The following is a 23,015-nucleotide window of genomic DNA, read 5'->3' as shown; positions in this document are numbered from 1 at the left end:
GCGGCCGCCGAAGCTCGGCCCGCCTTCGCTCAGGTGCTGGCCCCCGTGGTGCGCGCGCTGGCCCACATCACCGCCGGCCGCCCGGGCCCGGCCACCGACCTGCTGGAAAAGACTGCCGACGACCTCGCCCGCCTGGGCGGCGTCGGCGTGGAACGCGAAATCGTCCAAGGCACCCTCGCCCGTGCCCTCAACGACACCGGCCAGCCCGACCGCGCCGCCCACCTGCTCCACCACCGCCGCACCACCCGCCACCACAGCTACGAAGACCTTCTCCTGGCCACCGTGCCAGCCCTGCCCTCCTCCCCGCACCGCGCACCGGGTGCAACCCGTCCCGGCGCTGACGACCACAGCCGCCCCGCCCAACCCGTCTCGGCACCGTCACCCATCTCTTCGAGCAACACACCTATTGCTCGAAAGGGGCGACTACGGCTGTGGCCGTGGTGGAGGCGAGGAGGTGGTCGAGATGGTCGGCCAGGGCGTTGACGGTGGGCTGGGCCCACAGAGCACCGGGGGCGAGGGTGATGCCCAGGGCGTGCTGGAGACGGTTGCGTAGCTGGACGGCGACGAGAGAGTCCATGCCGAGGGTGGGCAGGGGAAGGTGGGGTGCAATGTGTTCCGCGGGGCAGTGGAGGGCTTTGGCGGCCTGGGCGGTGATGAGGGTCTTCAGGAGGCGGCGTCGTTCTTCTGGTGCCGCTGTCAGGAGTGTGGCGGGCAAAGTGGGAGCGCCGGCTGATGGTGTGTCGGAGGGGGCGGTGGGCTGCAGCGGTGAGAAGTAGGGTGCGGCGGCCACCTGGGGGTGAGCTTTGAGCCACCGTTCGGTGTCGATGTCGGCGAGGCCGGAGCTGGGCCGGGCGTGGGTCAGGAGGAGTTCGAGGCCGTTGAGGGCCTGGTGGGCGGCCATGGGGTGGAAGGTGCTGGCCGCGTCCTTGCTGACGTTGATGGTCAGCCCCTGCCAGGCGCCCCAGTTGATGCCGAGGGCGGGCAGGCCGGCGTGGGTGCGGTGGGCGATGAGGGCGTCGAGCCAGGCGTTGGCGGCGGCGTAGGCGCTTTGGCCGGGGGAGCCGAGGAGCGGGACGAAGGAGGAGAAGCCGACCCACCAGTCCAGGCCGTAGCCGGTGCTGGCCTCGTGCAGGAGCCAGGCGCCTGCCGCTTTGGGGCGCCAGACGCGCTGGAGCAGTTCGGGGCTGACGTGGGCGGTGGTGGCGTCCTCCACGACGGCCGCGCAGTGCATGACGCCGCGCAGCGGGTAGCCGCTTTCCTGCGCGGAGCGCAGGAGCGTCTCGGCGGTGCCGGGGGCGGCCAGGTCTCCGGTCAGGACGCTGATGCGGGTGCCCTGGGCGCGCAGGGCTTCGAGGGCGGCCTGGGTGTCGGGCCGGGGCCGGGTGCGGCCGTTGAGGACGATGGTGGCGGCTCCTTTGGCTGCCAGCCATTGGCATACGGCCATGCCGATGAGGCCGAGCCCGCCGGTGATCACGTAGGAGCTGGCGGGACGGACCAGAGGGACTTGCGTCGGGGCGACGTATGCGGTGGTGATGCGCGCAGGCCACCGGTAAAGGGACGGCGTCCCGGGGCGGGCGCCGTTCGACCGGCCGGCGGTGTCCAGTGCCTGGTCGTCGAAAGGCAGCGGGGGCAGGGTGCCGTTGGCCAGGGCGTGTCCGATGTCCGCCAGCAGGACGGCGGCGGTCTCCGAGGCGCTGGTCAGCAGGTCGCCGGTGTCCACGGTGCAGGTGACGGTGTTGTGCCCAGCGGAGGTGGCGGGAGGCGGGCCCATGGAGATGTGGCGGCCCCCGAGAGCCAATCGAGCCGGCTTCGGCTCGTCGGTGGGGCAGGTGTCGAAGACGACGTCCCATTGGGGCGTGGCACCGGAGACCGCGGGATGGAGCCGTGCGCCCGCGGCTCGGGCGGTGTGCTGGGCGGCCGAGGCCAGGAGGCCGGAGCCGTGGATGAGGACGCGTTCGCCGGGTGCGAGGTGAGCCAGGCGGTGCAGTGCGTAACGGGCGGTGAGGTAGGGCAGGAGGGAGAAGGCCACCGCGGCGCCATCCAGGTGCTCCGCAACGGGCACGATCCAGCGCGTCTGAGCGGTGACCTGGCTGACCGGGCCCGGATCGGCCACCAGAGCCGCCACCTGCCGGCCTGGGACGAGCCCTTCGGCTGTGCCGGAGACGAACGTGCCCGCGCAGGGATGCAGGGCGAGCGCCGGTTCCTCGGACGTACGCTTGCAGGTGGTGTGCACCGCGATGCGGGCGATGTCCGGCCCGCTGACGTCCGGGGGGTCGTCGAGGACGTAGCGCACCGTGGTGCCGTTGCTTTCAGCGCGGACCGTGTCCCGGCCGGGGAGGCAGCCGGTGGTGTGGCGTTCGTCCGGACGCAGGGGGGAGCGGGCGAGCCGGGCCACGAAGCGGTGCCCGTCACGCCAGGCGATCGCGTCTTCCGCGTCGCCGTCCAGGAGCTGCGCCGCGATGTCTTCGGGACTGGTGCGCAGGTCCGTGTCGTAGAGCCGTGGGTGCAGTTCGGGGTGCTCGTAGCTGATGCTGCGCAGCAGCCCGTGCAGGCCGGCATGGGACAGGGCGACGGCCTCGCCTTCGGTGACGGGCTGGCCGTGGTGGGCCAGGACGTGCAGGCGCACCGGTGCCTCGCGTGCGGCGAGCGCACGGACGCTCTCCAGGGCGCGGGCCACGCGCCGGTGAGCGTGATCGACTGCCTGGCCGTCCGTGCCTGTTTCGGGTTCGAGCAGCAGCAGGAGATCGGTGACGGGGGCCGGAGAAGAGTGGAGGGCGGTGGGGAGGGCCTGCCCGACGGCGTCTTCGTCCTCCACCGGTACGCACAGCCGGGTCACCCTGTCCGCGCGGTGGTCGAGGGCTTCGAGCAGTGCCGTGTGCCAGGAGTGCGCCTTGAGCTGTTCGGTGACGACGAGCCAGGTGGTGGCGGACGTGGTGCCCAGTGTGCTCAGGGGCTGTGGTCGCCATTGCTGTTCGAAGAGGCAGTGTTGCAGCTGGTCACTGCCACCGGTGTTCGGGCGGGGTTTGTGGGCGAAGCGTATGCCTTCGGCGCGGCCGACCAGGACGCCGTCGGCGTCGAGCAGGCGCAGGGAGCCGGTGACGCCGTGCTCGTCGAAGTGGGTGGCCCGTACGTGGCAGTACACGCCTGTCGCGGTGTCGCCGTGGACCTGCACCTCGCCGACGCCCAGCGGGTACGCCTTGCCTTCGGGCAGCGCGACGATGTGCGTCCACAGGGCCAGGAGGGTCTGCAGTCCGGCATCCAGCAGGGCTGGGTGCCACAGGAAGCCGCTGGCCTGGGCACGGGCCGCATCCGGCAGGGCCAGGCGGGCCAGGGCGGCCGGGCGGGCGTGGCCGGCTGACAGGTGCAGGCAGGTGATGGCGGCGAACGCGGGCCCCCAGCTAATGTCCCACTGTCTTTCCCAGCTGTGCCGGGCGGCGGTGATGTCCACCTCCTGCGGACAGCTGTGGCGAAGCGATGCCAGGGGGACGGGCAGCAAAGGGACGTCCGCGCCGGTGCCGGCGAGGGTCGCGCCGCTGTGCTGTTCGAAGCCCGCCGCGGCCGGGGAACTCACGGACCAGTCCGCCTGGTTACCGTGGAGTTCGGCATGCGTATGCAGGCGCGGGCGCTCGTGGTCGAGCGGCATCAGGGCCTCGAAGCGGACATCGCGTACGCAGGGCTCCGCACCGTGACCGGAGAGGATCTGGGCGGCGGCGGCCAGTGCCATCTCGCACCAGGCGGCGCCGGGCATGACCGGCACCCCGGCGAAGTGGTGGTCGGCGAGCCAGCCGGTGACAGCGGCCGGCAGCTGGGCCTGCCACAGGTGCCGTCGCGGGTTGGCTGGATCCAGGACGTGTGTCCCCAGAAGCGGGTGCTCGGCCGGAGTGGGGGTCTGTGTCAGCTCGGAGGGGGCGATCCAGTGGTGACTGGTGCTCCAGCACGTGCCAGGCACGTCCGTCAGCTGTCCGGGGCTGTAAAGCGCGTGCCAGGGGACGGGGAATCCGGCGCAGTGCAGGGCGGCCAGGTGTGTGGTGAAGTCGGTCAGTTCATCGCCGTCGCGCCGCAGCGTCGGGACGACCACCGCGTCCTCAGCTCCCGCGGCGGCGAGCGTGGCGGCCGTGGCTCCGGCGAGCAGCGGGTGGGCGTTGACTTCGAGGAAGAGGCGGTGGCCGTCGGCCGCGGCGGCCTGGACGGCCGAGGCGAAGCGCACCACGCGGCGCTGGTTGTGCGCCCAGTACGCGCCGTCGAGGGCCACCGGCTCGCGCGGGTCCTCGGTGACAGTGCTGTAGAAGGGACACCGGGGCGGACGGGGCAGCAGGCCGGTGAGTTGCGTGCGCAGCGGGCCGAGGATGGGGTCCATCTGGGCGGAGTGGGACGCGACGTCGACGGCGACGCGCACGGCACCGGCGTCCGGGTCGCTCTCCCAGGCCGCCAGCAGCCGCGCGACCTGCCCGGCATCACCGGAGACGACGGTGTTGGCAGGGGCGGCGAGGACGGCGACCTCCACTTGGTTGCAGCTGTGGTGCCGCAGCGCCCGCAGGACGTCGTCGGCCGGCAGGCGCACCATGGCCATCGCCCCGCCGGCCACCTGGTTCAGCAGCCGCGAGCGGCGGCAGATCACTTTCACCCCGTCCGCCAGGTCCAGGGCCCCGCAGGCCACCGCCGCGGCGACCTCGCCCATAGAATGGCCGATGACGGCCGCAGGTTCGACGCCGTGCGAGCGCCACATGGCCGTCAGCGCGATCTGGAGCGCGAACAGGGTCGGCTGGACCCGCTCCACTGCGGAGACCACCGCATCCGCCGCAAGGACCTCGCGCAGGGAAAACCCGCTCTCGGCACCGATGAGCGGCTCCAGCTCGTCGAGGGCCGTAGTGAACGCCGCGTCGGCGTCCAGCAGCCGCCGGCCCATGCGGGCCCACTGCGAGCCGTGGCCGGAGTAGACGAACACCGCCCCGCAAGCGGACGGCCGCACCGGCCCGGCCGTGATTCCGGGGGCCTGCTCACCGGCCGCCAGCTGCCGCATCCGCTCGATGAGTTCGCCGCGCGCAGCGGCGAGGACACCGGCGCGGTGGCGGCCGTGCGAGCGCCGCAGCGCCAAGGTGTACGCCACATCCCCCAACGCCGCCTGGGCGCCCTCGCCCGCGGCCCAGTCGGCGATGCGCGCGGCGGTCCGGCCCAACGCCTCCGGCGAGCCCGCGCTGAGCAAGAACAGCTCCGGCCGCCCAGGCCGTGCACTGCTGTCTTCGGCCGGCGGGCGGGCGGCAGCAGGCGCCTCTTCGACGATCACATGGGCGTTGGTGCCGCTCATACCGAAAGAGGACACGGCCGCCAGCCGCGGCCGCGCCCCGGCCGGCCAGTCCACCGTCCGGCCCGGTACGAACAACCGGCAGCCCCTGGCGTCGATCTGCGGGTTCCAGCCGGTGAAATGCAAGCTCGCGGGGATGCGGCCGTGGCGCAGACTGACCACCGCCTTCAGCAACCCGATGATTCCGGACGCCGGCTCGGTGTGACCGATGTTCGTCTTGATCGAACCCACCGCGCACGGCCGCGTGCCCGCGCCGTAGACCTCCTTGAGCGCGGCGAACTCCAGCGGATCGCCCACCGGGGTGCCCGTGCCGTGCGCCTCGATCAACCCGACCTGGCCGGCGCGGGCTCCGGCCCGGCGCAGCGCGGCCCGGAACGCCTGCGCCTGAGCCTGCGCGGAGGGAACCGTCAGCCGCTCCGAGCGGCCGTCCTGGTTGACGGCCGACCCCCGCAGCACCGCCCATATCCGGTCGCCGTCGCGTTGGGCGTCGCGCAGCAACTTCAAGACGGCCACACCGCAGCCCTCGGCCCGCACGTATCCGTCCGCGTCCTTGTCGAAGGTGCGGCACCGGCCGGTCGGCGAATACAGCTCCCACCGTGCGGAAGCCACCGTCACCTCCGGGCCCAGGCCCGCCGACACCCCCGCGGCCAGCGCGACCCGGCACTCGCGCGCCCGCAGGGCCTGGCAGGCCAGGTGCACCGCGACCAGCGACGACGAGCAGGCCGTGTCCACCGCGACGTTCGGGCCCCGCAGATCCAGCAGGTAGGACACCCGGCCCACCCCCATGCTGTGGGCGCCCCCGGAAAACCAGTACCCCTCGGTCTCCAGCGGCCTGCGGTGCCCGCGCACCAGATGATCCATGGCGTAGATACCGCAGAACACCCCGGTCGAGGAACCGCGCAAGAACTCCAGTGGGATCCCGGCGTGCTCACACGCTTCCCAGGCCACCATCAGCAGCAGACGGTGCTGGGGATCGGTCCAGTCGGCCTCCTGCCCGGACATGCCAAACGCCTGCGGATCGAACGCCCCGATATCCCCGTCGAGATAACCCCCGTAACGGACCTGGGCCGCCGCACGGTCAGGAAGACACCGGGCAAACGCCTCGGCATCCCACCGCTCCTTCGGCACCGGCCCGACCGCATCCCGCCCCTCATCCAGCAGCCGCCACAACCCGGCAAGGGAATCCACACCACCCGGCAGACGGCACGAAGCCCCGACCACCGCAACCGGCTCCACCAAATCCTCAGCCCGGCCAGCAGGTAACGTCCACATAAGCCTCTCCCTCACCGCAACAACGCCCGGATCGTGGTGAATACGCCGCAGGCCGTGAACCCGTTGCGGAAAAGTGCGCCCACGGCGCACCGTATGACGCACAGAACAACGAGCGAAAGGCAACGGCCGGGCCACGACAAAGCGCGAGCCCGGCCGCCAAGGAGACACCACTCCACGCGGCGCCAGAAGTCAAACGCCTTCACGCACAGTCTTCAGAAAGTCCACCACCGGTGCCGGACAGAGCCGTCGGGCTGAATCCTTCCCTCCGCCAAAATCGCCTGGCCGTTGAGGTCCTCGAACGCCCCGCCGGTACTGCGCGCCGTCAGCGAACCCTTGAAGAGCACGCCCCCATCGTCTTCAACTGTTCCCGTCGCGCTGCCGACCAGAATGAGCTGACCGTCACCGTCTTCCGGCGTCACCAAGAAACGCGCCGTGGCGCTTTCGGTGCCATCGGGGTACCTCTTCGAGACATGCGTCGCAATATCGGTGACCCGCTGCCCCGCCACCTCACCGCTGCCCGTGGCCGAATATTCGAGCACCACCACATCCGCTTCCACATCCACCACACGCGTCGCATTGACCTCATTACAGATCTCCGCGACCTGTTCACGCGCCATGCTTTCTCCCTCCTCCAGCCCGGCTGGCCATCACTTTATGTATACAGCTCAAATACGCCCTATACCACCAAGGGTTTCAGACAAGGCAAGGACTGCGTCACGCGAGAGATATCGCAGCCCCGGCGATACTGCCGCATCGCGAGTACATCCCGCAGGGGGACTTCACACCGTTTTGCGTCGTATCTCAGCAGTATCGGGCAATGCGTCGATACGCATTTCGACTTTCCCGGACCAGAACCGTGGGCTGCCGTGCCCGCCATGACGCGCCCACCTGGGATCACGCCTCCTGCACCCGGCCGGAAGCGGCCACCTCGTCGTACTCCATCCTCCGACGGGACACGCCCGGCGGTGTCGGTGCGGTACATGCGCAGTGGCCGAGAGGGGACCATGACGCCGATGCCCGCGCCTGGAGCCCTCAGGCGCGGGGAAGAAACCTGTGCCCGGACACTTTGCAGCAGCATGGACGCACCCCCATGGCACGACTCCGACCTGGATGCTCGGAGCGATGGGACCGTTCTTCATGTCCGGGTGTGCGGCCAGGACGTAGCGGGTGGCGGCAACCGCATCGCGGCGGCCGCGGCCACCCACGGCACCGGCGAACTGCTGCGGGGCACCATCGTTCTGCTCTGCGGCGCGCTGGACCAGATCGGCGCCGGCACCCCCGGCGGTGAGCAGTTCGCCCAGCGGTTCATCGACACCCTGATGAACAAGATCGTCAGGCAGTGGTCCGGATACGTGGAGCCGTCCGACCTGCCGATGGTCCGCCACGTGGCGGCCGTCGCCTTCGAAGGACGCGACGCACTCGCCTGGCGGGAGCAGGCCGGGCCGACCCCCGACAGCGAGCGGATCGCTATGACGTGCGCGCTCGCACTGACCGCCGACTTCGTCGACCACGTCAACGGCCCCGGAGAGTGTGAGCACCGACTGCTGACGGCGCTCGGCGGCGCCCTCCACTGACCAGGCCACACCACCACGGAACCGGAGCACAGGAACAGCGCCGGACCCGGCAGGCCCGCCTGCCCGGGCCGCCCGCAGATGCCCATCCGGATAGCTGCCCGGCCAACGGACGCCCTCAGGATGCTGAGCGGGCCTCGCCGAGTTTCGTCGTGCTCGTGCCGGGGCCCGCCGCACACGGGGCATATCGGCTCGGCCGCAGGGGCAGGATCGGCTCGCCCTCGCTTCTGAGGAAGGCGAACGGGGCCCAGGCGGGCCGGGCCGGTGACGACCCGGCCCGGTCCGCCCCGGCTCCTGTCTTCTTCTCAGCGTTCCCAGCGCCAGCCCGGGGGACTGGGACGATACGGGACACTGGTGCGGTGACTACCACCCCCGCATCCCGGGCCCTCGGCCGGGGCGTTGCTCAGCTCATCCCCCAGCCCGGCGACGTCTCCGCGGCCGGACGCGCCACCGCCTCCCTGGCCGCCCTGCGCACCGTTCCCGTCCACGCCGGCGTCCTCGAAGCCGCCGTCGCCCTCCTGGAAGACCTCCAGGATCCGGCACACGGTGCGGACGACGCCACCGTGACAGCCGCGGACGCCACTGTCACCCTGCTGCGCCAGGCCCTGCACCCCGACACCTGACGGCTTTCAGGCCGCCTTCGGTCAGGCCGCCGCCTGCGGGATGGGCTTGCCCTGGGCGGCACGGACCGACTCCAGACACCGCAGGCACAGAGGATTCCCCCCGTACCCGTAGCGGTGGCACGGCTGCTGGCACCGGGCGCACCGGCCGACCTGGTCGGACGGGCAGGTCAGCGCGATGCTCGGGCGGGCGGCGGGCGTGGTCATAGTGGTCGTCCTCTCGTTCAACCTTGAAGAACCGACTCCCCGCCCCGGTATTCCCGCTGCCAGCGGCGTGCGGTTAGGGAACGGCGGGGAGCTCGTCGACGGCCAGGTCCCCGCGCACGCGCACCGCACGGGGCCGGTGGCGAAAACGCCCGAACTCCGAGGCGGCCGGCTGGTCCGCCTCGATCTCCACCACCACCTCCGGCCATACGGGCAGGTAGGAGACCGGCGGCGCACCGGGCAGCCCGCCGACGGTGCCCGGCAGCTCGCTGCGTCCCTCGCCCTGCGGGCGCAGCAGGCCGGCGAGCTGGTGGCGCAGCGCGGCCGACAGCGGCAGGCTCACACCCACGGCCCGCAAGGCGCCACGGGCACGGGGCAGGCCGAGCACGAGGGCCTGGGTGGCGGGGGTGGTGCCGGTGACACCGAGGACCGCGACGTCCAGGGTGTGGCGCTGGCGCCACTTGAGCCAGCCCGAGGCCGTACGGCCGGCCGCGTAGGGCCGGTCCGGCTTGGACACCACCCCTTCGACGCCTCCGAGCGCGCCGACCCAGCTCATCGCCTCCTCGATGTCGCGCGTGGCCGGCACCGGGCGGATCTGCGGCGGCCCGCCCTCCAAAAGGTCGAGCAAGATGGCGCGGCGCTCCCCGTACGAGCTGGGGCGGCAGTCCGTATGGTCCCCGACGGCCAGGACGTCGAACGCGGCCAAGTGCACGGTGAAGTCGGCACCCTGCTTCGGGCCGCGTCCGGCCCGGGTCTGCAGCCGCCCGAAGGAGATCCCACCCGCCTCCGTCACCGCCAAGAGCTCACCGTCCAGGACGCAGTCCGGCAGCTGGCGCGCCACCTCCGCCACGTCGCTGAAGGCCCGGGTCAGCTCCTTGCCGTGACGGCTCCAGATACGGCCGGAGCCGGTGTGCACGCTGCAGCGCCACCCGTCGAGCTTGGCCTCCATCGTCCACCCCGGTCCGGTGCGGATCTTGTCGACGGGGCGCGCCAGTGCGAGGCCGGTGGGAAGGGAGAACGGTGGTGGCACGCATCAGCCCTACCCCGCCGCGCCCCGACGGCCCGCCCCCATCGGTGAGTCCACTCCCCCGCGTCAGACGCAGGTCCCGTCCGGCTCCCGCCGGATGTCCACATAGGCCCGCATCCGGACACCGGCCTGGCCGGGGACCCGCCACGGCCGCGACGGGCCGCTGGACCACCACAGCGCGCACAACGCCTGGACAGCCGCAGCCGCGGTCTCCTCATCACCGGCCACCACGTCCACCGGGGCCAGCCCCGGCCCGGCGATCTGCACCTCACTGATCGGCTTCACGCATCACAAGACCGTCCGGGCGGCCCAGTGGTTCGCCCACGCCCCGGAGATCACCCGTACGGGCGGCGAACAGCCCGATGCCAAGAGCCTGGCCGCGGTGAAGCAAGGGGCCACTGACCGGATCGACGGCTCCGCCGAGCGCGCCCGGACACCGCCACCGCCATCGGGCTTCTGCGGCGAGCGTGCAGGACGCAGCTGTCCACCACACCCTGTAGCGGCCGGCGCCGCGGATCGCCTGGGCAGGAGGGCCGCGCGGCCACCGGGCGAAGGTTCGTGTCCTGCGGTGCTTGCGCCGGACTCGGCCTGGCGCAAGCAGGGCTCCAGCACGCGCGCGAGCGTCTGCAGCGCGTTGTCGATTTCCAGATGGTCGACGATGCCGGTGGCGCCCGACAGCGCCGGATCGTCGCACGACCAGCGGGTCCCTTGTGCGCCGCAGGACACGCGTACCGTCACCGGTTCGCCGCCCGGGCGGTTCAGCGTCAGTTCCGCGGTCTCGATGTACGGCACTTCGCCGACCGCGTCCGCGCGTTCCTGGGCCTGGGCGGCCAGCAGGTCTGCTTCGCTTTGCCGCTGGGCCCACAGTTCGTGGGAATGCTGGCGCACCGCATTGGCCTGGTAGGCCAGGTCCGCTATCCGCGGGCCTGGATTGTCGGTGTCTTGCGGAAAGCGCGGGTCGGGCTCGGCCAGCACGCCGAGGTGTTCCAGCGCGCGGCCGGTGGCGAGCACCGCCTGCTGCAGCGGGTCCAGCTCCGTGACGAGCCTCATCGGTACCTGGCCGTTCACCTGGTCTGCCAGGTAGCGCAGTGTCCTGCCGTCGGGGCCGGATGGTGAATCGTTCATGTGCCCGACGCTACCTGCCGTCTTCCGGCACCCGGCAGCAGCCGCAGCCGCGACGGTCCCGCAGCGGCTTCGGGACCGTCGCGGCAAGCGCCGTACGGCCTATCGTTCCGCGCGGCACACCTCTGTGAGCGGTGCGCTGGAGAAGGACGAGCGCGTCCTGTTGCCGGTGCCCGAGTAACACGCCCCGAGGCTCGGTCCCCGGCGGGCTTTCGGCTGCCGGTAGCAGACCCTCGTGTCATGGGGGCCGCCCTGACGTAGGTCAGGTGGCCGCGGTCGCCTTCGGGCATCGGGCCAGCAGACGTCCGTACGCGAGGCTCATGGACTGCGGCACCACACGGTCGGCCGCGCGCTGGACGCGGTGGAAATACGGCAGCAGTCGCGTGAAGGCGGGGCGTCCGGCCCAGAAGGCGGCCGCGTCAGGGGCGTGCTCGGCGAGGTCGACGGCGTACTCGAACGCCACGATTTTGTCGGCGACTGCGGCCGCCATCAGCCACGGCACCGTTGTGAGCGTGCGCAGGTGCGCGCTGCCGGCGGCCTCGGTCGGGTGCGCGAGGACGGCGTGCTCGGCGTAGAGGTCGCGGATGAAATCCAGCGTCAGGGTGCCTGCGGCCGTGGTGACACGGGCTTCCATGCCGTCTTCGGGGGCGAGGTCGGGGGCGTCGTGCAGCAACGTCGCGGCGATGACGTGCGCGGGGGCGTCCGGGCAGTGTGCTCCGAGGGTGCGGGTGACTTTGAGAGCGTGTGCGATGGCGGGTGCGCCGTCGATCCGGTGTCCGTCGCACCATGCGACGGCGAGGCGGAACGCGTTCTCCACCTCGGGGTGGTTTTCGCGGGACTGGGTGATGAAGCCGGTCACGGCTTGCTCCTGGGATGGCTAATGTGCGGACTGTGACTGATGCCGCGCCGCGTCTGGCGCCCGGCCGTGAGCACCTGGTGTGCGGGGTCTGCCCGTCCCTGTGTCTGCCGCTGGGCGGCTTCGACGTGGTGCCGAAGCCGTCGAAGGAGTCGGCGTACGAGCGTGCCCACGGCTACCGGGTGCTGCGGGACGGCGGGACGCCGGTGTGCGTGCATCCGGACCGGGTCGGGCTGCCGGCCGGCGCCTACGCGTCGGCCGGGGCCCCGCTGCCGGGGGCGGGCGGGCCCGCCGACCCGCCTCCGCTTCCGGAGGGGGCTGACGGGCTCGACCAGTGGCTGCTGGCCTACCTCGGCGGCGTCGAACCGCTGGTGTTCGAGGCGGCGCTGCAGCGCGTCCATGACGTGGCGGCCGCCCGGTTCCCGGCGGACCTGGTGGTCACCGCGCTGCGGCGGGTGCTGGGGTCAGGCCGACTGTCCTAGGCTGCGGCGGCGGCCACGGCCTCCTGCTCCGGCGTGAAGCCGATGTGGTGCCGGCGCCCCAGGTCCGCGATGCCGATGGACGACAGGAGCATGTCGAGGATGCGGTGCCGGCGAGCTGCCTCGGTTTTGGGGATCCAGTACCGCTCGGGCGGCTCGGCGTCCCAGGCCGCGACGTAGACCTGGTGCGTGTAGTCGCCCGGTTCCCACCCGAAGGTCTCCTGGTCGGTCATGTGCACCAGGGCGAGGCCGGTCTCGGTCTCGAACTTGCGGGCCAGGTTGTGCTGGGCGAGCAGGGCGTGGACCATCTCGTCGACCGGGGCCGGCACCACGAGTTCGGCGGCCCGCTCGTCCTGCCCGGTGATCTCGTGCACCGCGGTCTTCATGGCCATCACGCGCTGGGCCTCCAGCCACAGCGGCCGCGCGTCCGTGGCCAGGTCGAAGCGGGCGATGGTGGTGTAGCCGGTGTAGGTCCCCCAGCAGTCCGGGTAGGCGAGGGTGCTGGCCTCCAGCCGCGCGAACTCCGGCCACGACTGCAACGTCAGGAGGATCTCGCGGGCGCGGGCTCCGACCTGTGTGGGGTCGGGCAGGGTGTTCATCTGGTCATCCATCGTGGGTGTCCTTCCGGTGGTGAGGTGGCGGCCCGCCCGCGGGTGCGGGCGGGCCGTGCCGCTCCCCTCGGGGGAAAGGGGCGACATCTGCGCCGCGCGCCGGGGGCGGTCGCCGGCCCGGCGCGCGGCCGTCTACGGGCTGTCGGGCAGGGTGTCGGCGGCCGCGGCGACCGGCTCCTGGCCGTGCTGCTGGTCGAGGTCACGCGTGACGATTTCGGCGAGCAGTCCGAGCGCGGTGGCGTGAGCGGTGGCCCACAGCACCCCGGCGCAGACCGCGCCCAGTTCGCGCGGCCGCCACCGGTGCGGTGCGGCGTGCGCGCTCACCTCCGTACCGCCAGCGGCTTCGTGGTCCTGGGCGTGGGCGGCCGCCGGGGGTGCGCCGCGGTTTCGTGCAGCGCGACACGCGCCAGGATGTCGTCCAGGTCGGCGCCGGGCTGCTCGGCTTCGGCGCGCAGCCTGCGGCAGCCGGGACAGTGCCGCTTCATCTCACGCCTCGCCCTGGGTGTCGGCGGGGCGGACGCGGTCGACGGGACGTGACCAGACCGGGCCCTGCCGGCCCGGAGGGCGCAGCCAGATGTGGGTGGCCTGCCCCGCGGGGCGGGGCGTGCCGGTGGCGTCGCCCAGAGCTTCGACGACGGCGGGGGTGCCGCTGACGGTGTCGGTGACCCGGGCTCCCTTGTGCAGCGATGACATGGTGCTCGGGTCGGCAGGGGGCGGCATGGCAGGTCCTTCCGGCGAGGGGGCCTGTGTGATGCGCGCCACAGGCGCCGTACGTACAGAAAACCGGCGCCCGCGGTCTTCCGTCATGCCCAGCGGGCCGAATCCCGCGTGCATGCGCCCTGCCCAATTGACCGTTCCTTTACCGGGTTCGGGTGGTGCTGCGGTCCTACCGTGGGTTCATGGAACGCAGGCGCAATGAGGCGCTGGTCCGGTGGATGGATGCTCACGGCATGACGGTCCGGGAGCTGGCCGACGAGGTGAACACGGCCATCGGCCGCCTGAGCGGACGCCAGGGCCAGGTCAGCGAGCGCACCATCCACAAATGGCGCAGCGGCACGGCCCGCTGGCCCCAGTCCCTGCAGAGCGTCGCGTTGCACATCGTCACCGGCCGGGACATGACCGAGCTGGGTTTCGTCGTGCCCGCCCGGCGGGCCGCCGCCGGCGCGCAGAAGGGAGAAGCCGTGCATCGTCGCCGCTTCGTCACCGCTACCGCAGGATCAGCTCTCGGTGTCGCCGGCAGTACGTCAGGCGCCGTTGCCGATGAGCGGCGACGGCGGGTGGGCATGAGCGATGTCGAGCGCCTGACCGCGAAACTGGCCGACGTCGTGGCCAGTGACAACCGGCACGGCGGCACGGTGGGCATCGAGGCCCGCGCCGGCGCGCTGGCCCGGCAGGCACTCGACCTGCAGCAGCGCGGCACCGCCTCCGCCCGGGTCCGCGGCCACCTGTATTCCCTGGCGGCCGCGTTCACCTCCTCGGCCATGTGGGCCGCGATCGACGGGCGCCGTCTGGAGGCGGCGCAGCAGCACATGCACCAGGCCGTCACGCTGGCGGGCCTGAGCGCCGATTCGCCCGTGCAGTTCCGCGTCTGGGGCCACGCCGGTGCGCTGTACCGGCAGCTGGGCCGATACACCGATGCGCTGGCCGCCGATGACGCCGCGCGCGCCACCAGCATCGTGCGCCGCGATCCGCTGTACGCCTCGCTCGTCCACGCCCGCACCGCCGTCCACCTCGGCGACCTCCACGACCCGCAGGCCGTACTGCGCAGCCTCGGCCACGCCCAGGACGCACTGGGCCGCGCAGCCTTGACCGCTTCCGACCGCCCGCGGCCCCCCTGGATGGACTTCTACGACCAGGCCGAGCTCGAACTGCTGGCGCTCATCGCCCACCACAGCCTCGGCCGATGGGCCGACACCGAAGCCCACGCCCACCGCCACCTCGCCCAGCTCCGCCCCGACCTGCTGCGCAACCGCGCCTTGGCCCTGGTGCACCTGGCCCGTGCCCAGCTCGAACAAGATGCCCTCACTCCGGCGCTCGCCACCGCGCGAGCCATCCCCCACGACGCGTGGCACGGGCGTACCGAACGCCTCCTGAGCGCCTTCACCGCCCGTCTGCAGGCCCTTGCTCCCGATGCCCCCGAGGCCCGCGCCTGGGCCGACCACCTCCGAGAGAAGGCATAGCCACATGACCACGGTCCAGTTGCGCCACCACCACGATGTCGACGCGGTCCGGCCGGCCCTCCTGACGGTCTACGCCGACGTCTACGCCGACCAGGACGACGCGTTCCACTCCACCGACCGGTTCGATGAGCGCCTGAGCAGCCACGCCGCCCGCCCCGGCTGGGAGACCGTCATCGCCTACGCCGGCGGCGAGCCTGCCGGCTTCGCCTACGCCGTCCCCCTGGGCCCCGACACCGCCTGGTGGGACCACATGATCACCCCGCTGCCCAAGGGGTATGCCGTTGAGGACGGCCACCGCACCCTCGCTTTCAACGAACTGATGATCCGCAAGCCCTGGCGTGGCCAGGGCCTGTCCCAGCGCCTGCACGACGAACTGCTCGCCCACCGCGACGAACAACGCGTCACCCTCCTCGTCGACCCTGCTCACCCCAAGGTCATGGACCTGTACCGCACCTGGGGCTACGAAGAAGTCGGCCGCCAGCAGCCCTTCCCCGACTCCCCCGTCTTCGCCGCCATGACGCGTCCCCTGCACCTGAGCTGACCGACGAAAGACGACTCAGTGCGCGCCCCTCAAGGCCGGCCGTGCTACCCACGCCGATGTGCTGAAGGAGAGCAGCTCCGAGTCCCTGAAGCCCATCGTCTACCGCGCAGCGCTCGCCAGCATCGACGTATTCGATCTCATAGACGCCCTTTCCCGACGTCGGACCCCGAGTGCCGCCGGCCCGGTCTATCCAGCCAGTGTCTGCCAGCGGCTGGCCAGCAGGCCGTACAGGAGGGTGTCGGTCCATTCTCCAGTGTTGATGTTCAAGGTGTACTCGGGGCGCCGGCCTTCGAGGCCGAAGCCGACGCGTTCCAGCAGGCGGCCCGAGGGGGTGTTGCGGGCGTCGCATTCGGCGGACACCCGGTGCAGTCCCCGGCAAAAGAGGTGGCCGAGCGCGGCGCGTACGGCTTCGGTGGCGTATCCCTGGCCGTGCAGGGCCGGGGCGAGCGTGAAGCCGAGGTCGGCCTGCAGGCAGTTGTCGTGAAGGTTCACGCCGAGGTCGCCCGCCAGGCTCCGGTCGGCCTTGAGTTCGATGGCGTACTGGAACCAGCCGGGCTGCTCGGGGTCCTGTTCGCTGTAGACGCGAGCCTGGTGGATGGCGGCTTCGGGTGTGAGGGGCGAGGGCCATGCCTGGTAGCGGGCTATGTGCGGGACGTTGCGGTAAGCCGCCATGGGAGCCGCGTCCTGGACCCGGAAGCGGCGCAGGACCAGGCGCGGGGTCTCGATCTCGGTCATCGGCGTAGTCTCACACGGCGTGGCTGAGCCCCACCGTGCTGTTGGAAGGGTTCTGCGTTTCGATCGCGGTCCGTCCCAGGCCGGCGGGTGCACCGAAGACTGCGCAGGTCTTGGGCTGAAGTGCCGCCTGACTGATCGGGCGCGGCAGGGCGCGCGGCACGCTGATAGGAATTCTCTTCCTCCGTCTATCGCGTAGGAAGAGATGTCGGCGCAACGGCAGGGCTTGCCTACAGGGCCTGACCTGCATCAATTCGGCGTGGCGTCGAAGGCGGCTTCCCACCCTCGGTCCGTGCTTGGGTCCCACGATGAATCCCACGATGAAAGCAACCGTGGAGCCGCCCATGAAACCGCCCCTCGGTCCAACTGGTCAGCGGGCGGCGGCGCGCTCGTCCAGTTCGGCGCGCAGGGCGGCGAAGGCGCGCTGCGCTGCCTGCTGATCGCGCAGCGCTTCCATCCATCCCTCGTGCGCGTCCGGGGCAGGCCGAGAAGACGGGCACGCACCACAAGCGCGTCGTCGGTACATGTCGAGCGGAGAGCCGCTGCGCGGGGCTGCGAGCGACTGCCAGAAGTGGCCTTCCGGTTCCCGCAGTCGCCACGCCTGCCGGGGCGCCTGCGCGGCAGGCTGGGTGCGGCGGGCGGCGAGAGCCCGGCGCAGGCCGGGGCGGAGGTTGGTCTCATAGTGCTGCCAAGCCGGTGTGGGTGCCGTTCAGGGAGCGGAGGAAGGCGGTGTAGCGCTCGGCGGTCTCGTCCGCGGGAGGGGTGGGGGCGGGCTGGGGTGCCGGGGTGTGGGTGGGGGGAAGGTATCCGGTGTGCTGGCGGCGTGCCAGTTCGTGGTGGACGTAGGCGATGGGATCGCGGAGGTGTCCGGGGACACCCCAGGTCCAAAGTTCGGCGGCCAGGCTCTGGGCGGTCCAGCCGGCGTCGAGCAGGGGGCGCAGGGCGTAGGCGAGTTTGCGTGAGCAGGTGCGGTGGAGCCACCAGATCTCGTTCTGGAGCTGCTCGGTGACGGTGATGTTGCGGGCGCAGCGCTGTGGCGTGGTGCGGTGGCGGCTGGAGGTGGGGGTTTTGCGCGTCGCGCGCGTGCGCGAGGTGTAGTTCTTCCCCCCGTCTACCTGCACATGTCGGTGGTCTGTGGAGACCACCACAGAAGGGGTGCAACGCGACCGGTGTTCGGCAGGTGTGGCCGCGGCCGTGCGACGGGCGTCGGCGATGGCGCGGCGCCGGCCGCGGGAGGTGACGCCGATGACGCGGGCGTGGTAGCCGTGGCCGGAGAGGCGCCGGCCTCGGACCGCGTCGTACACGGGCGGGGCGACGGCGGCGAAGACGGTGGCGGTGGCTCGGTAGCCGTCGCCCGCTTTCCAGGCGCCTTTCGTACGGAGCACGTTGGCTTTGCTGCCGTGTTCGACGTAGGCGATCAGGCCGAGCTCGCGCAGGTGCTTGGCGGCATACATCACGGTGCGGCGGGAGACGCCGAGGGCGCGGGCGCTGGCGTCGGCGGCGAAGACGAAGTGTCCGTCGCGGCTGGTGCGCATGCGGGCGGCCAAGAGTTCGGCGAGGCGCAGGGTGGTGACGCCGGCCTTCGGGTGGTAGCCGCTGTTGATCATGTGGTGGGCGGCGGTGCGGAAGTCCTCGGCGCGGCGCAGCCGGCGGGATGCGGTGGTGTGGCATTCCTGGTGGTCCGGGGCGAGGACGAGAGTGAATTCTGGTCGTGCCGGGCCGGTTTCCGCGCTGTGGTGGTCGCCGGTGGGGCGCTCGGGCATGATGAGAAGTGCGCTTTCCTAGCGGGGAGTGCAGACGCTGAAAGGCGTGGGTGGCCGCGGAGGTGATGTCTCCGTGGCCACTGCCGTTTCAGTGCGGGGTACGGGCTCTGTCCGAGTACGGCGGGGCCGGAGTGACGGTGGCCGGCCCGTCGCTGCGGGGGATCAGAAGAAGGTCGTCGATGCGTCCGCGGCCGCCGGTCTGTTGCTGCCAGCCCTCGTAGAGGTGGTGGATGACGGAGCGGGCGATCATCCGGTACTCCTCCGCGCTCTGCTCCTGTCCGGCGAGCGTTGCGAGGGGGCGGGTGTGGCAGTACAGGGCGAGCATTTCGGCGATCAGCGGGGTGTGCGGCAGGTCCGCCGTGGCCAGGTCATCGCACGCCGGCCGGTGGAACAGGGCGGGAGTGGAAGCGAGGGCCGGCTGGGGGGAGGTGAACCAGAGCATGGGGGTCCTTGTCGGTCAGGCCGCGGTGGCGGCGGGCGTGGTGGCGGTGAGCCAGATGCCGGTCGGGGTGGCGGAGCCGAGTACGGGGGTGACGATGGGGGCGAAGGGGCCCTGGTCGCGCAATTGGTCGAGGGTGGTGGCGCCGGCCTTGATGCCGGTGGTGGCCAGGTGGGGGTCGGCGGCGGCGAGGCTGCGCAGGTCGTGGATGCGGCGCTGGAGCCGCGCGGGTGTGGCGCCGGTCAGGACGAGCAGGATGCGGGGGTAGAGGGGGTAGCGGCTGCGCCAGGCCGGCTGGGGCCTGGAGTGGTGGCGTGCTGCGCGGTTGGCCGGCTGCGGGGTGTAGGCGTGGTAGGCGGCGTAGGCGTGGAGTTTGTGGGCGAGGCGTCCCACGGTCATCTGGGTGCGGTCGACCTCGAGGAAGAAGGTGAGCAGGGTGCGCCGGTCGGCTTCGGTGTGGACGTAGTGCAGGACGGCGTCGGGGATGAGGGACAGCTCTTCGCCGGGGCGGTCGTCGCAGCGGTAGTAGTGGGCGGTCTCCGGGGACCAGTCCAGCGGGCCGCATTCGTGGCCGAGGCGGGCGGCGTGGGTGACGAAGGCGAGGCCGGTTTCGACGGTGGCCAGGGTGTGCTCCTGCAGGGGGCCGGCGGCGGCCTGTGGGCTCATGCGGTAGGGGCGTTTGGCCAGCAGCCCGGTGGCTTCCACGGCTTCGGCGCCGGCTTCGGTCAGCCACCACAGCAGTTCGCTCTGTCCGTGGCGGCGGCGGTTGACGCACTCGACCAGGCCGTCGGCGCGCAGGCTCTGGAGCTGGCGGCGGAGGTATTCGGATCGGGTGTGCTGGGGGGTGATCAGGCGGTGGAGCTGTCCGGTGGAGACCAGACGGTGCTGGTAGAGGGCGTTGAGGGCGTGCTGGCCGGTGACGCTCGCTCCGGCGGGGACGGGGTGGGGGTAGGGCATGGCGCCTCCTAGCCGAGGTGGGTGTGCTGCTCGTCGCCGGGGCCGCCGGGGCTCGGAGTGCTGGGGGCGGGCGGGGTGGGGCGGGCGGTGAACAGCGCGAGGATGTCGTCGTCGAGGGTTTCGAGGGCGTCGAGGATCTCGCCGACCGGGCGTCGGCGGGTGTTGGTGTCGATGGCCCGGTGCAGGGCGGGCAGGCCGTCGGGGTTGTAGTGGTGGGCGAAGATTTCGTCGACGGGCAGGCCGCGGACGCGGAAGGGCTTGGTGGGGCGGCCGTCGAGGGCGATCGACATCACGTAGTGGTATTTGGGCAGTTCGGTGATGGTTTCGGCGGTGACGTGCCCGTTCCAGCGGCGGGCGACGAAGGCGGCTTCGTCGTAGTCGGCGGCGCAGGTCGACAGCAGCGACTGGTTTTGCAGCAGCGCCTGCCGGGTGGTCGCGGACAGGCGCAGCGCCATCTGCGTCATGCCGATGAAGCGGACCTCGTACTTGCGCAGCTGCTCGGCGATGGCCGCGAGGAAGCCTTTGCTGGAGGAGTCCAGGGCGGTGAGTTCATCGCCCCAGGCCCAGAACGTCTTGCGGTCGGCGCGGAGGGTGTCCTGGCGGGAGAGGCCGGCGCGGTGCAGGTCGTGGATGAGCAGGCAGGAGACCAGTGCGTCCGATTCGGAGCCGGAGGGGCAGACGAAGACGATGCGGCCGGTGTCCATGGCGGTGCGGACGTCGTAGCCGGAGCGCGGTGAGCCGAAGAAGGCCCGCAGGGACATGGAGGTGTCGATGCGGTCGATGGCGTAGGTGACGGTGGGTACCGCGTTCTCCGCCAGCTTCGGGAACGTGGTGGTCCAGTACTTGCGGACGGTGGGCGGCAGCTGCGGCAGCAGGGCCTCGCGCCAGTTCTCGTCGGTCAGCCAGGTGCGGATCTGGAAGATGGTGGGCTGCAGATCGGGCCGGCCGGCGGCGGCCGCCTGGAGCGCGAGGAGGGCCAGGGCCTGGACGGTGCGCGCCAGGATGGTGCGGGCGCGCGGCGCCTTGTCGCCCCAGTCCTGCGCGGCGGCGATGCCCTCGGTGACCGCGCGGACGACGTCCTGGACGTGGGTGGCGTCGCGCCCTTCCATCGACAACGGGTTCCACGACACCACGCGCTGGCCGGGGGTGGGAGTGGCCAGGTTGATCTCCCAGATGCGGTCCTGCAGATGCGGGTGGGCGAGGTAGGGCTGGGCGCGCGTCCAGGCTTCGCCGTGGGGGTCGAGGAACCACACGCCGTGGCCCGTGTGGGCCAGGGCGATGGCCTGGACAAGGCCGGCTTCGGTCTTGCCGTGACCGGCCTTGCCCAGCTGCAGGCCGAACAGGAGGTCCTTGGCGCGGGCGGCGCCGATGCGTTCGCGGCCGTCGGGGTAGGTGACGGCGCCGAGCGGGACAAGGTCGGACTGCCCGGTATAGACGGGCAAGGTGGCCGGGGCCGGCGGGACGATGCCGCCGCAGCGCACGAGGTTGCTGCCCGAGCAGCGGACGGTGGGGGGCTTGAGGAACCCGGCGAGTTCGGGGACGGTCAGCCACTGCCGGCGACGGGGCGCGAACTCGCCGGTGGCCATGCGGCGGTCGAAGCGGGCGATGGCCCGGCGGCTCTTGGGGCGGTGGGGCCGCAAGTAGTTCTCGCCGCTGGTGGAGGCCAGGGCCGCGAGCAGCTGGTTCATGCGAGCGTGGGCGGCCTGGGGGTGGCGGGCGCCGGTCCGCAGCAGGAGCTGGACGGCGAAGACCGCGCCGCCGGGGGTGAACTTGCCGACGCTGTCGCGGACGTCGCTCTGCCGCGGCACCCGCTTGGTGACGCGTACGGAGCGGTTGCCCTTCCAGTCGGAGGCCACGGCGTCCATGAGGCCGCTGCCGAGGCCGGCGGCGCCGCCCTCGGTGAGGCTCTCGCCGTAAGCGGAGGGGCCGCGGCGGCGGGCGGCGGCGAGCAGGCTGCGGCGGCGGCGGGCGAGGCGGCGTTCGCTGACCGGGACCAGGTCCAGGCACAGCTCCGTCTGTTCGCCGTCCTCACTGCGCACGCCGGCCAGAGCGGCGGCCAGATGCTGCAGCGGGTCGGGGGCCAGGCCCAAGGAGGCCAGGGGCTTGGCATCGGGGAGCGCCAGGACCAGCTCGGCGCGCTCGAAGTACTGCGGCGCCGCCGGGGCGGGTGCGGGCGCGGTCTGGCGGGGCTTGGTCAGGTCGGTGGAGGTCATCGCCGGGCCTCCTTGGCCACCGCGAAGTGCACCGGGTGGATGTCGGGACGGGCCTGCGGGGTGCGGACCTCGACCTCGGCGTAGGCGGGCATGCGCAGCACCGCGGCCGCATCCGCCGGGCCTTCGAGGTAGCAGCGCATCTGGCCGTCGGTGACGGTGTAGCGCAGGCGGGCGGCGGAACCGCGGGCCGGGGCACCGGCCGCGTGATGGATCCGGGCGAACTGGTGGGCTGCCCGGCCGACCTCTTCCATGCCGGGGTTGAACGTGGACGTCGGCACCAGCTCGACACACGTCCGGTGAGCCAGGGCTGCCCCGGCCTGCCGTCGGCGGCGCAGGCCCATGATCCCCGCGGCGACGGCTGCGGCCAGGACGAGGACGGCTAGGTAGGGGGCACTCGTGGCGATGACGTGGGCGGCATCGAGGACGGCTGCCACGCCGGGCAGCTCGGCGCTCATGCCCGGCTCCGGCCGGGGCGGGTGTACTGCATGGGTCCTCCAGCGGTTGCGGTCCTTTCACCTGGACCAAGTGCGGCTGGAAGGCCGGTTCGGACACCATCCCGTCTATTTTTCTTACTCTTTACCTTTGGGGTGCCTAACCCGCTGCCAGGGCGACTGCAGTGAGCGGCCGTACGCTCGCTCGTCACGGCTTCCGTGGGTATCCGACGGACGACGTGGCCGACTGGTTCTGCGGCCGATCGGCTGCGGCAATCGGCCGGTCAGCGGCCATGCCCAGGTCCACACGCGGGCTGTCGGACGCACTGAGCGATTTCGATCAGGAGAAGGGCATCGCCGTCCCGACAGGCTTGCCCAGGAGCGGCACCAGGGTTGCCCCGGGCGGAAGGGGCTTGCCCATTCGGTGGGCAAGCCTTCCACGTGCGTGGGGCTGCGGCAGGTCTTGGCGTATGCACAGGCAGGGCATCGACGTCTCCGGCGCGTACAACGCACTGGTCCCGGCACCGGAGAGAGGCCGGCTACGCCCCGACAGCCTCAGACTCTCAGTGCGTTCGGGGAGGATTCGTTTCGCACGGGCCCTAGGGTCTGTTGCGAAAGTGGATCTTGGTCGTAGATGATCACACTTTGTGGGGCGTGGGGATCTGACGAACGGCCAGTGGGCCCGGCTGGAGCCG

23 protein-coding genes are annotated in these 23,015 nt (G+C 71.9%); 5 read left to right on the top strand and 18 right to left on the bottom strand.

Going from position 1 to position 23,015, the window contains the following annotated elements:
- Positions 1 to 403: 403 nt before the first annotated feature.
- Both ACZ4QV_RS40275 and ACZ4QV_RS40270 read right to left on the bottom strand, forming a co-directional pair.
- The gene (locus tag ACZ4QV_RS40275; protein ID WP_467764307.1) at positions 404 to 6,574 is read right to left on the bottom strand and encodes an SDR family NAD(P)-dependent oxidoreductase; all 6,171 of its coding nucleotides are present in this window, start codon (positions 6,572 to 6,574) and stop codon (positions 404 to 406) included.
- A 212-nt stretch (positions 6,575 to 6,786) separates the two neighbouring features.
- A complete protein-coding gene (locus ACZ4QV_RS40270) occupies positions 6,787 to 7,191 on the bottom strand; it encodes a hypothetical protein (RefSeq protein WP_467764306.1) in 405 nt (134 codons plus the stop codon).
- A gap of 459 nt (positions 7,192 to 7,650) precedes the next feature.
- On the opposite strand from ACZ4QV_RS40270, the gene ACZ4QV_RS40265 reads away from it, so the two are divergent.
- Both ACZ4QV_RS40265 and ACZ4QV_RS40260 read left to right on the top strand, forming a co-directional pair.
- Positions 7,651 to 8,148, top strand: a complete 498-nt coding sequence (locus tag ACZ4QV_RS40265; RefSeq protein WP_467764305.1) for a hypothetical protein — start codon at positions 7,651 to 7,653, stop codon at positions 8,146 to 8,148.
- Between the two features lie 356 nt (positions 8,149 to 8,504).
- On the top strand, positions 8,505 to 8,768 hold the full coding sequence (locus ACZ4QV_RS40260) for a hypothetical protein (protein WP_467764304.1): 264 nt from the start codon (positions 8,505 to 8,507) through the stop codon (positions 8,766 to 8,768).
- 21 nt (positions 8,769 to 8,789) lie between these two features.
- On the opposite strand, the gene ACZ4QV_RS40255 is transcribed toward ACZ4QV_RS40260, so the two are convergent.
- From ACZ4QV_RS40255 to ACZ4QV_RS40235, 5 genes are all read right to left on the bottom strand, one after another.
- The gene (locus ACZ4QV_RS40255; RefSeq protein ID WP_467764303.1) at positions 8,790 to 8,972 is read right to left on the bottom strand and encodes a hypothetical protein; all 183 of its coding nucleotides are present in this window, start codon (positions 8,970 to 8,972) and stop codon (positions 8,790 to 8,792) included.
- Between the two features lie 73 nt (positions 8,973 to 9,045).
- The gene (locus tag ACZ4QV_RS40250; RefSeq protein WP_467764302.1) at positions 9,046 to 9,999 is read right to left on the bottom strand and encodes an ATP-dependent DNA ligase; all 954 of its coding nucleotides are present in this window, start codon (positions 9,997 to 9,999) and stop codon (positions 9,046 to 9,048) included.
- A 63-nt stretch (positions 10,000 to 10,062) separates the two neighbouring features.
- A complete protein-coding gene (locus tag ACZ4QV_RS40245; RefSeq protein ID WP_467764301.1) occupies positions 10,063 to 10,281 on the bottom strand; it encodes a DUF6207 family protein in 219 nt (72 codons plus the stop codon).
- A 3-nt stretch (positions 10,282 to 10,284) separates the two neighbouring features.
- The gene (locus ACZ4QV_RS40240) at positions 10,285 to 11,121 is read right to left on the bottom strand and encodes a hypothetical protein (protein ID WP_467764300.1); all 837 of its coding nucleotides are present in this window, start codon (positions 11,119 to 11,121) and stop codon (positions 10,285 to 10,287) included.
- 259 nt (positions 11,122 to 11,380) lie between these two features.
- On the bottom strand, positions 11,381 to 11,977 hold the full coding sequence (locus ACZ4QV_RS40235) for a hypothetical protein (protein WP_467764299.1): 597 nt from the start codon (positions 11,975 to 11,977) through the stop codon (positions 11,381 to 11,383).
- Positions 11,978 to 12,009: 32 nt separating this feature from the next.
- Between ACZ4QV_RS40235 and ACZ4QV_RS40230 the strand changes: the two genes are divergently transcribed.
- Entirely contained in the window at positions 12,010 to 12,456 is a 447-nt protein-coding gene (locus tag ACZ4QV_RS40230) for a hypothetical protein (RefSeq protein WP_361157558.1), read from the top strand.
- Here ACZ4QV_RS40230 and ACZ4QV_RS40225 read toward each other — a convergent pair.
- From ACZ4QV_RS40225 to ACZ4QV_RS40210, 4 genes are all read right to left on the bottom strand, one after another.
- Positions 12,453 to 13,064: a hypothetical protein gene (locus tag ACZ4QV_RS40225; protein ID WP_361157560.1), complete on the bottom strand. Its 612-nt coding sequence runs from the start codon at positions 13,062 to 13,064 to the stop codon at positions 12,453 to 12,455. The two genes, ACZ4QV_RS40230 and ACZ4QV_RS40225, sit on opposite strands and share 4 nt — an antisense overlap.
- 132 nt (positions 13,065 to 13,196) lie before the next feature.
- Positions 13,197 to 13,388, bottom strand: a complete 192-nt coding sequence (locus tag ACZ4QV_RS40220; RefSeq protein WP_467764298.1) for a hypothetical protein — start codon at positions 13,386 to 13,388, stop codon at positions 13,197 to 13,199.
- The gene (locus ACZ4QV_RS40215; RefSeq protein WP_467764297.1) at positions 13,385 to 13,549 is read right to left on the bottom strand and encodes a hypothetical protein; all 165 of its coding nucleotides are present in this window, start codon (positions 13,547 to 13,549) and stop codon (positions 13,385 to 13,387) included. Before ACZ4QV_RS40215 ends, ACZ4QV_RS40220 begins: the two co-directional genes overlap by 4 nt.
- Position 13,550: 1 nt before the next feature.
- Complete coding sequence (locus ACZ4QV_RS40210) at positions 13,551 to 13,784, bottom strand: hypothetical protein (RefSeq protein WP_467764296.1); 234 nt, start codon at positions 13,782 to 13,784, stop codon at positions 13,551 to 13,553.
- Between the two features lie 179 nt (positions 13,785 to 13,963).
- On the opposite strand from ACZ4QV_RS40210, the gene ACZ4QV_RS40205 reads away from it, so the two are divergent.
- Positions 13,964 to 15,244 (top strand): Tat pathway signal protein, encoded by a 1,281-nt coding sequence (locus ACZ4QV_RS40205; RefSeq protein ID WP_467764295.1) that lies wholly within the window; start codon positions 13,964 to 13,966, stop codon positions 15,242 to 15,244.
- A 4-nt stretch (positions 15,245 to 15,248) separates the two neighbouring features.
- Complete coding sequence (locus ACZ4QV_RS40200; protein WP_467764294.1) at positions 15,249 to 15,785, top strand: GNAT family N-acetyltransferase; 537 nt, start codon at positions 15,249 to 15,251, stop codon at positions 15,783 to 15,785.
- A gap of 186 nt (positions 15,786 to 15,971) precedes the next feature.
- On the opposite strand, the gene ACZ4QV_RS40195 is transcribed toward ACZ4QV_RS40200, so the two are convergent.
- From ACZ4QV_RS40195 to ACZ4QV_RS40165, 7 genes are all read right to left on the bottom strand, one after another.
- Positions 15,972 to 16,520 carry a GNAT family N-acetyltransferase gene (locus ACZ4QV_RS40195; protein ID WP_467764293.1) on the bottom strand — a complete coding sequence of 183 codons (549 nt, stop codon included), beginning with the start codon at positions 16,518 to 16,520 and terminating at the stop codon, positions 15,972 to 15,974.
- Positions 16,521 to 16,887: 367 nt separating this feature from the next.
- Positions 16,888 to 17,043, bottom strand: coding sequence for a hypothetical protein (locus tag ACZ4QV_RS40190; RefSeq protein WP_467764292.1), 156 nt, complete (start codon positions 17,041 to 17,043; stop codon positions 16,888 to 16,890).
- Positions 17,044 to 17,194: 151 nt separating this feature from the next.
- Complete coding sequence (locus tag ACZ4QV_RS40185) at positions 17,195 to 18,280, bottom strand: hypothetical protein (RefSeq protein WP_467764291.1); 1,086 nt, start codon at positions 18,278 to 18,280, stop codon at positions 17,195 to 17,197.
- Between the two features lie 88 nt (positions 18,281 to 18,368).
- Entirely contained in the window at positions 18,369 to 18,722 is a 354-nt protein-coding gene (locus ACZ4QV_RS40180) for a hypothetical protein (protein ID WP_467764290.1), read from the bottom strand.
- A 15-nt stretch (positions 18,723 to 18,737) separates the two neighbouring features.
- Entirely contained in the window at positions 18,738 to 19,676 is a 939-nt protein-coding gene (locus ACZ4QV_RS40175; RefSeq protein ID WP_467764289.1) for a replication-relaxation family protein, read from the bottom strand.
- A gap of 8 nt (positions 19,677 to 19,684) precedes the next feature.
- On the bottom strand, positions 19,685 to 21,889 hold the full coding sequence (locus tag ACZ4QV_RS40170; protein ID WP_467764288.1) for a type IV secretory system conjugative DNA transfer family protein: 2,205 nt from the start codon (positions 21,887 to 21,889) through the stop codon (positions 19,685 to 19,687).
- Positions 21,886 to 22,344 carry a hypothetical protein gene (locus ACZ4QV_RS40165; protein ID WP_467764287.1) on the bottom strand — a complete coding sequence of 153 codons (459 nt, stop codon included), beginning with the start codon at positions 22,342 to 22,344 and terminating at the stop codon, positions 21,886 to 21,888. The genes ACZ4QV_RS40170 and ACZ4QV_RS40165 overlap by 4 nt, the downstream gene beginning before the upstream one ends.
- Positions 22,345 to 23,015: the final 671 nt, after the last annotated feature.

The sequence above is a fragment of the Streptomyces sp. NPDC026394 genome (genome assembly GCF_055567735.1).
This window is presented reverse-complemented; position numbering and strand designations above follow the sequence as displayed.